Here is a 7657-nt window from a genome sequence, read left to right as displayed (position 1 = left end):
CTGGCCACGCCCGGGATCTCCTGGATCGCGCCGCGACCGAAATACGCCGTCTGGTTGAAAATCATCCGATAGACCATTACATGCTCTCCTTTGAAGCTGGTACCTTCTGTGGTGGCGAATTGTTCATCCTCTGAACAATTCAACGATTCCCCAGTGTAGCCCCCTTGATGAGCGTTCACCGATAATCCGCTGAACGTGTCGCTGTATCTTTGTCCATTTGCTGACGGAAGCCGCTCACGATGCGCCTTCGCCAGAACCGTACGAATACAAGAAAACCCGCCGAAGCGGGTTTCTGTTTGGTACCCCCAGAGAGAGTCGAACTCTCGTTGTCAGATTGAAAGTCTGGTGTCCTAACCGTTAGACGATGGGGGCAGACAACTCGTGTTATATTACACAGCAGTACGCATATGCGCAAACACGGCGTGTCGTACTCACACCTTGCGATAGGTGAAGTCGTGGATGACGCGACCGGCGGCCAGTCCCTTCTTTTCGAAGTTGGTGAGCACACGGCCGTCGAAGCGCGCGGATTCCTCAAAATCGGCGTGCGGCATCTCGGCGGCGAGTCCGGCGTTGCCCTTGCCCACATGCTCGGTGGGCAGGCTCACGGTCAAGCCGCCCTCGTTGCGCCAGCCCTCAAGCCCGTCCATCACCTCATGTACGTGCAGCGCGTAGTCTTCGATGTCGGTGGCGATGCGCCACGATCCCCCATCGGCCAGCGCGCGGCGAATCTCGCCGGCCAGCCCCTCCTGCACGATGCGGCGCTTATGGTGCTTCTTCTTGGGCCACGGATCGGGGAAGAAAGTCCACACCTCGGCGGCCACGCCATCGGCCATGACCTTGAACAGCTCGGGCGCGTTCACTTGGGCCACGCGAATATTAGGCAACTCCTGCTTGCCCGCCAACAGCAGCGTGTGGGCCACGCCGGGGTCGTACACCTCCAGCGCGAGGAAGTTCGTTTCGGGATGCGCGGCCGCAGCGGCCACCACGTTCTCACCCTGACCGGTGCCGATCTCCACCACCAGCGGATTGTCGTTTCCCCAGAGCTTCCGCACATACTCATGGTCGAACACGAATCCGGAGCGCACATCCAGTGACCCTTCGCCAGCGTTGATATCCAGCAGATACCGCTCGGAGAACGCATCCCACGCGCGCTGCAGACGCGCATCCAGGCGGCCGGACCGACGCACGAACGACAGCACCTTATGCAGCGGATGCCCCGACGGGGTCTCGCCCGCGGCGAAGGCTTCGGTCTCGTTGGCTTCCGGGGAGATTGTCGCTCGCTCGGTCATCACAGCTCACTTCCGTAGATGGTTGTCGGTTCCGTGGATTGCCGTCCCATTATCCACCATCCCCTACCGATTGGAGGAACCCACGCCATTCGCAGACAATCCATCACCATGCCAATGCCCCACTGCCCCGAACCATCCGATCATCCAACCGGCCAACCAATCAGCCAATCATCCGGCCAGCCGTCCAACCAACCGCACCAAACCACGGCAGCCCCGCATGAACGAAACCACCAACACACCATAACCCGCCACCGCGTGTTCGATTATGTTCATGTGATACACTCAAATTGTTCCAAAAGATAACAAACTAGAGCAAAAGTGAACAATAGTCATCTTTCAAAAACCGCTCACTTTTGCACACCGACGAAACGAAAGGCCAGCACATGACAGTACTCGTCACAGGCGGATGCGGATATATCGGCGCCCACGTCGTCCACGCGCTCCATCAGGCCGGCGACAAGGTCGTCGTGGTCGACGATCTGAGCTACGGCAAACCCACCCGCATCGAGGGCGCGCGCCTCTACGGCATGGACATCGCCTCCCCCGACGCCGGCGAGCGCCTCGCCGAAATCATGAAGGCGGAGAACGTCGACTCCGTGATCCATTTCGCCGCCCGCAAGCAGGTGGGCGAATCCGTCGAGAAGCCGCTGTGGTACTACCAGCAGAACATCAACGGCATGCTCAACGTGCTTATCGGCATGAAGGAGTCCGGCGCGAAGAAGCTCGTGTTCTCCTCCTCCGCCGCCACCTACGGCGTGCCGCCGGTCGACGTGGTGCCCGAGGACGTGGTGCCGATGCTGCCGATCAATCCCTACGGACAGACCAAGCTGTTCGGCGAGTGGATGGCCCGCGCCTGCGAGGAACCCTACGGCATCCGCTTCTGCGGCCTGCGCTACTTCAACGTGGCCGGCTGCGGCCCGGTCGAGCTCGAGGATCCGGCGATCCTGAACCTCATCCCGATGCTGTTCGACCGCCTGCAGCGAGGCAAGGCGCCCGCCATCTTCGGCGACGACTACCCCACCCCGGACGGCACCTGCGTGCGCGACTACATCCACGTCTCCGATCTTGCCGACGCGCATATCGCCGCCCTGAAGTACCTCGACCGCGATGAGCGCAAGTACGACGCCTTCAACGTGGGCACCGGCGAGGGCACCTCCGTACGCCAGATCGTCGACGAAGTCAAGAAGGTCACCGGACTGCCGTTCACCGAAGCCGTGATGCCGCGCCGCGCCGGCGACCCGCCGCATCTGATCGGCTCCCCCAAGCGCATCAACGAGGAGATGGGCTGGCACGCCAAGTACGACGTGGAGGAGATCGTGAAGTCCGCATGGGAGGCCTGGCAGGCCAATCCGGAACATCACATCGACGTCGAAACCTGGACGCAGGCCGACTGACAGACCAGCCGACAGGCCGCGGACCACGGTCCACGGCCACCTTCGAAGGAGCCAACCTCCGCCGAAACACGACTCCGACCCCGGTAGCACGGAACCTCCGCGCGACCGGGGTTTCGCCATTCGTGCAGGCAAATACAACCCGCATCACTCCGCGCACATCCTGTCATCAACCGTCCACGAAATCGGCGAATAATGCCGCCGCAGTCTATACTTGGAGGGCATGAGCGATACCAACACCTCACCGACGCCTCAGCCGTCGAATAGCCCCGAAACCGATTCTTTCGCCACCTCCCCGATGCAGCCGGCCGAAACGCAGGCCAGCTTCCCCGCGAATCCCGCAACCGAGCAGCCCGCCACCGCACAATCCGACCCCTACGCCCAGCCTTACGCGCAACCGTACGCCCAGCAGACGGCTCAGGCCGGCGAGCAGCCGGCCGCGCCCGCATACGGCCAGTATGGCGCGCCCGCATATGGACAGTACGCCCAGCCCAACGCCGGATACACATACCCACCGCAAGGCGTTCCCGGACAGCAGTATCCGCCGCAGGGTGCCTACTACTACGGACAGCCGCCGACCGAACGCTGGAACGCGCTGTCCATCGCCGGGTTCGTCCTGTCGTTCCTGGTCGCCCCGGTCGGCCTGATTCTGTCGATCGTCGCGCTGGTGCAGATCAACAAAAGCCATGAGAAAAGCAAGGGAATGTCCATCGCCGGCATCATCATCGGCGCGCTGGGCACCGTGCTGGCCATTGCGTTGATCGCGCTCGTCGTATGGATTGCCGGCTACTCGATCGAGCACATGGACGACTACAGCATGTCCTGCGATTCCAGCGGCAATTGCTACTTCGAAAACGGCGACTACGGCATGACCTACGAGGAACTGCAACGCATGCTCGACGGATACACCTCGTCACTGCCTACGACCTGACCGATAGGCGAAAACCCTGATTTCACAAGGCTTCTGGACCACTCCGGAAGCCTTTTTCATTGCCTGCAAACCTTGCGACACGCCGGGGTTTGCATGAAGCTCGATTATCGGTAATATATCTACTCGTTGCCTCACGGAAACGAGAGAACAACACCAAGGCCCCGTAGCTCAGTTGGTTAGAGCGCCGCCCTGTCACGGCGGAGGTCGCCGGTTCAAGTCCGGTCGGGGTCGCTTGAATAGTAGGAACCCGGTTCGCCGGGTTTTTTTAACTGTTCATGGCTCTGTAGCTCAGTTGGTAGAGCGAACGACTGAAAATCGTTAGGTCAGCGGATCGATCCCGCTCGGAGCCACCACTCAAACCTCGCAGCAACGCGAGGTTTTTTGTTTCTCTCCCCCGCATGGTGCGGTTCATGGTGCGGCAGGTTGGAATCGCGGGGTATAGGTCAAATTGTGTGTCTGGTGGTTCCTGTTATTCGGTGGCGCCAAGGTATCAGGTGTCTAAGTTCCATATCGCTCGGGCGGTCGCAATCATCTCTCGGGCGGCTGATTTGGTTCTCGGGCGGTTCCATCACCTTTTGGGCGGTTCCAGCATCTCTTGGGCGGTTACCGGATTGGGGATTCCTCGATGACAGATCATTTACTGAAATCAAGAATGGCGGAATTTCAACGTTTTTGATTCTTGTTGCGAATAGACGGCAAGGAATGCGCATAAACGGCAACCGCCCGAAGGATATTGAAACCGCCCAAAAGGTGATGGAACCGCCCGAAGGATGTTGGAGCCGCCCGAGTGGATGGCGTGACAGCGGCTTATAGGCCAATTGCGTGCCTGCGGGTTCCTGTTATCCGTTGGCGTCGGGATGTCGGGTGTGGGTGTGGAATTCGTTCCAGTCGATGCCGGTGCCGTACCGGTTGGGGATGCCGGACGTCCCACGCGCACTGCGGGCTTCGCCCCCACGCGCGCCCGTGGAGCGCCTCGACCTATTCGTCCGTGGCCGCGTTGGCGACGAGCCACGCCACACACCGGACGCAATGGGATCCTCATGCCATCCAGAGAACCACTTTCGAACCGCGCGCCAACCGGGACAACGCCTCAGGCGCGTTTCCGGACACACATTCCGGCCGGCCTCAAAACCAGCGCCCGTCACATTTGAACGCCCCGGAACCCAACCGGAACAACGCCACACGGGCTATTCCGGACACACATTTTGGCCTATAACCCGGAATTGCAACGTTTCCAAAGCACAGCACCATGGACCGCACGATGGGCGGTTGCGGAAACCGCTCGGAAGAATCAATCCTCCAGGAAATCGATGGCTAGCGCGATGGCTGCGGCACCCACGAAGATGATCACACCGACCAACACATGCACGTGAATCACCGGTTCGCGAAGAAACACGGCAATGCCGCCAGCGACAGCTAGGCCCACCCCATAGCCGACCCATGTGGCGATCTTGCGACGGGACCAACGCTCCCGCCCGAACATATCGAAAACGTGGCGCGTGAGCTGCCGCACCAGAACAATCACTAGAGCGATGAATATCGCGTATTGAATGATGGTCCCTAGGGAAAAGACCAGCATTGGCAACGTCGAGTCGACATATCCACGCACAAGTCCCGACAACAATAAACATCCACACTCAAACGCCAGCACGGCGAACAACACGCCCAGACGCCCGAGGAGACGCCGTTTGAGCGACGTACGCGGCACGGCGGCGATGATCTCATCGCAAAAAGCCTGATAATCCTCACCCAATACGTTTTTTGCCGTCTGCCCGCGACGCTCGCCATCAATCACCATGGTGATGATGTCACGACGCACAAGCTCTTGTTGCATATTCGTCAATTTCGAAGATCGCAGATACCACGTGATATCGGTAAGCACGTCCCAGCTGGAGAACCCGACCTGACGTTCGAGCTCGTTGTTGGCCTTGCGAAGTCTACGACTGTCCCTGCTCATGATTCGGCCTCCTGGACTATTGGGGTTTTCAGTAGCAGCTCGGCATCCGCAAATAGGGACCCCACCGCGCCGGCAAGCGCGTTGAATTGCATGTGGAATTCCTTCAACGCGGACTCTCCCTGCGCGGTGATGGTGTAGTACTTGCGTTTGGGCCCCAACGCCGATTGCCGGTATTGAGAAGCGATGTGACCGTTTCGCTCCAACCTCAACAACACCGGATAGATGGTTCCTTCCGCTATTGATCCGAAGCCATAGTCCGATAGCTGCTGGGAGATGGCGTACCCGTAGGTTTCCTCGCGCGCGATCACCGCGAGAACGCAGCCTTCGATAACGCCTTTCAACATCTGCGTCGGCACCGCTGCCTCACCCATACCCACCTCCCCTGTCTGTGTCGCCCACACCTAGTGGTATCTTGTAAAACAAGATACCACTATTTTGCAGAACAAGCTAGCTGGTGGATGACATTCCATCAATCGCGAACCGTCTCCGAGACAATTGGAGGAGCGCAATCCCGGTAAGGCTTGCCGCCCCAACGCCAATCTGCCCTAACGCCCCAAGTTCACCGCAGTCGGCTCCCATCTGCCGACCATATACGCCCTCCGCCATACTCAACTTCGCAAGGCCAAGACCCGCGCACAGAAGAGGAAAAAACGAGTTTGGTGTGTCCGATTCGTTTAACAAGCCGGATTGTGCACACCAAACTCGAGCATCAAACGTTTTAGCAAAGCACGTCCGAACAGCCGGACACACCAAACTTAAAAAGAGCGCTCAACATCAGCGCTTGACGCGGATGTCGAAGTAGTCCATGACGAGTTCGCAGAACATCATGTTGGACCAAGAGAACCATTCGCGCGTGTACTTCGTTGGATCGTCCACGCACACGCCCTCATGCATGAGGTTCGTGCCGGCATCGATGGCGACCAGATTGTCAAGAATCTCGGCCTTGACCTCACGGTCGGGGCTGGTCAGCCCCTCGATGCTGCGCGCGATCGGCCACACATACCGTTCGGGCGTGTGCGGCGAGCCGATGCCTTGCGTGTACGGACCGGCGTAATAATACGGATTCTCCTCGCTGAGCAGCGTGCGTCGCGTGGCCAGATATGTCGGATCGTCAGCGGTGCAATATCCGAGGTACGGCGCGGCAAGCAGGCTGGGCACGTTCGCGTCGTCCATAATGACCGCGTTGCCCAAACCGTCGACCTCATAGGCGTAAACCGTCTCGCCGGCGGCATTGGCCACGCGGGCGTACGTTTCGACGCCCTCGCGGATTTGCGAAGCCAGTCCCCTGGCCCGTTGCGCGACTTCCTCGTCCGGGATGATATCGGTGAAGATACGCTCCACATATCCCAACACCACCACGGCGAACATATTCGAGGGAACCAGATAATGGTAGACGCAGGCGTCATCGCTGGGCCGGAAGCCCGACCATGACATGCCGGTGGCCGCCACAGGCGTTCCCCGCCCGTCGCGCCCCAGCGACTCGGTGGGAATGGTGTAATCCCGCACGAAGAAGTACGGCGAGCGCGCGGCATGGTCCTGTTCCGTCTCGATCACGTCGAGCACACGCCTGACGCCGGAGACGAAGGTCTCATCGAAATGGTCACAACGCCCGGTGTTGGCGTGCAGCAGCCATGCCAGCTGGATCGGATAGCACAACGAGTCCAATTCGTATTTGCGCTCCCAGAACCATGGGCTCGACACGTCGGTTTGATCGTCCGAATCCCACGTGTTGCCGTTGGGTTCCTCATTGAACGCGTTCACGTATGGGTCGATGCCGATGTATCGGAACTGCATGCGCACCAGTCCCGCGATCATGTCCGCCAAATCTGGGTCTTCCTGAGCCAGCACCAGATAGGGGCGCACCTGCGCGGTGGAGTCTCGCAACCACATCGCGGGGATGTCGCCGGTGAGCACGAATGTGGTGCCGTCATCGTGACGCCGGACCGTGGTCAGCAGCGTGTTGGCGAAGCAGGCGTTGAAATTGCGCGCCCACGCCTCATGTTCCGCGCCGCACAACTCGGTGATGCGGTCCATGAACCGTTGGACGGATGCGGGGATGGTGTCGTATCGCATGGAGGTTCCTTACCTT

The 7657-nt window shown here is 59.8% G+C and carries 6 protein-coding genes and 3 tRNA genes; 4 read left to right on the top strand and 5 right to left on the bottom strand.

The genetic code is table 11. The annotated features are described in order from the left end of the window. Positions 1-297: 297 nt before the first annotated feature. Positions 298-372: transfer RNA gene (locus AC1AV0_RS09310), tRNA-Glu, on the bottom strand. A gap of 59 nt (positions 373-431) precedes the next feature. Further along, on the bottom strand, positions 432-1289 hold the full coding sequence (trmB, locus tag AC1AV0_RS09305; RefSeq protein WP_476573311.1) for a tRNA (guanosine(46)-N7)-methyltransferase TrmB: 858 nt from the start codon (positions 1287-1289) through the stop codon (positions 432-434). A 383-nt stretch (positions 1290-1672) separates the two neighbouring features. On the opposite strand from trmB, the gene galE reads away from it, so the two are divergent. The 4 genes from galE to AC1AV0_RS09285 all read left to right on the top strand — a co-directional run bounded on the left by galE (position 1673) and on the right by AC1AV0_RS09285 (position 3964). After that, on the top strand, positions 1673-2683 hold the full coding sequence (gene galE / locus AC1AV0_RS09300) for a UDP-glucose 4-epimerase GalE (protein ID WP_476573308.1): 1011 nt from the start codon (positions 1673-1675) through the stop codon (positions 2681-2683). A gap of 220 nt (positions 2684-2903) precedes the next feature. Beyond that, on the top strand, positions 2904-3611 hold the full coding sequence (locus AC1AV0_RS09295; RefSeq protein WP_476573306.1) for a DUF4190 domain-containing protein: 708 nt from the start codon (positions 2904-2906) through the stop codon (positions 3609-3611). Positions 3612-3768: 157 nt separating this feature from the next. Further along, positions 3769-3842: transfer RNA gene (locus AC1AV0_RS09290), tRNA-Asp, on the top strand. 46 nt (positions 3843-3888) lie between these two features. Beyond that, positions 3889-3964: transfer RNA gene (locus AC1AV0_RS09285), tRNA-Phe, on the top strand. 938 nt (positions 3965-4902) lie between these two features. Here the strand turns inward: AC1AV0_RS09285 and AC1AV0_RS09280 are convergent. The 3 genes from AC1AV0_RS09280 to AC1AV0_RS09270 all read right to left on the bottom strand — a co-directional run bounded on the left by AC1AV0_RS09280 (position 4903) and on the right by AC1AV0_RS09270 (position 7641). Continuing rightward, on the bottom strand, positions 4903-5568 hold the full coding sequence (locus AC1AV0_RS09280) for a DUF1129 domain-containing protein (RefSeq protein ID WP_476573304.1): 666 nt from the start codon (positions 5566-5568) through the stop codon (positions 4903-4905). Then, positions 5565-5939 carry a PadR family transcriptional regulator gene (locus tag AC1AV0_RS09275; protein WP_476573301.1) on the bottom strand — a complete coding sequence of 125 codons (375 nt, stop codon included), beginning with the start codon at positions 5937-5939 and terminating at the stop codon, positions 5565-5567. The genes AC1AV0_RS09280 and AC1AV0_RS09275 overlap by 4 nt, the downstream gene beginning before the upstream one ends. Positions 5940-6342: 403 nt before the next feature. Continuing rightward, a complete protein-coding gene (locus AC1AV0_RS09270; RefSeq protein WP_476573299.1) occupies positions 6343-7641 on the bottom strand; it encodes a glycoside hydrolase family 125 protein in 1299 nt (432 codons plus the stop codon). Positions 7642-7657 lie beyond the last annotated feature (16 nt).

The organism is Bifidobacterium sp. LH_558 (genome assembly GCF_056356295.1).
This window is presented reverse-complemented; position numbering and strand designations above follow the sequence as displayed.

Excerpts from the sequence above, each read along its gene's own strand:
- trmB (WP_476573311.1), bottom strand. The coding sequence starts at position 1,289 with ATGACCGAGCGAGCGACAATCTCCCCGGAAGCCAACGAGACCGAAGCC.
- galE (WP_476573308.1), top strand. The coding sequence starts at position 1,673 with ATGACAGTACTCGTCACAGGCGGATGCGGATATATCGGCGCCCACGTC.
- AC1AV0_RS09295 (WP_476573306.1), top strand. The coding sequence starts at position 2,904 with ATGAGCGATACCAACACCTCACCGACGCCTCAGCCGTCGAATAGCCCC.
- AC1AV0_RS09280 (WP_476573304.1), bottom strand. The coding sequence starts at position 5,568 with ATGAGCAGGGACAGTCGTAGACTTCGCAAGGCCAACAACGAGCTCGAA.
- AC1AV0_RS09275 (WP_476573301.1), bottom strand. The coding sequence starts at position 5,939 with ATGGGTGAGGCAGCGGTGCCGACGCAGATGTTGAAAGGCGTTATCGAA.
- AC1AV0_RS09270 (WP_476573299.1), bottom strand. The coding sequence starts at position 7,641 with ATGCGATACGACACCATCCCCGCATCCGTCCAACGGTTCATGGACCGC.